Source organism: Neisseria sp. P0001.S005 (genome assembly GCF_051963715.1).
The window spans coordinates 1-412 of record NZ_JBQCTZ010000663.1 but is presented as its reverse complement, the minus strand read 5'-3'; the positions used below and the strand labels follow the sequence as shown (position 1 = coordinate 412).

At 55.3% G+C, this 412-nt stretch carries 1 protein-coding gene; it reads right to left on the bottom strand.

Annotated elements, in window-relative coordinates:
* The coding region (locus ACTHSP_RS22265) for an SDR family oxidoreductase (protein ID WP_440347044.1) at nucleotides 1-392 on the bottom strand (392 nt) is incomplete at its 3' end.
* Nucleotides 393-412: the final 20 nt, after the last annotated feature.

Here is a 412-nt window from a genome sequence, read left to right as displayed (position 1 = left end):
GCGGCTTTTGCCAGCGCAGGCAGGCTGTATGCGGAGATTTCGTGAGCGGTGTTGAACGCTTCGCGGCTGATGCTGTCGAGGAAGTCGCCGCTCAAAGCTTCTTTAGGGGCGAAGCCGATGGAGTGAACGAGGCCGTCCAAGCCGTCCCAATGTTTGCCCAAGTCAACGAAAACTTGGTTGATTTCGTCGTCGCTGGCAACGTCGCAGCGGAACACGAGTTCGGAGCCGAGTTCGGCCGCCATTTTACGGACGCGCTCTTCCAGTTTGTCGACAACGTAGGTGAATGCCAATTCCGCGCCTTGTTCGCGGCAGGCTTTGGCGATGCCGTAAGCGATGGAACGCTCGGAGATCATGCCGGTAATCAGAATTTTTTTGCCTTGCAAAAAGCCCATTTTCTTATCCTTTAGCAGTG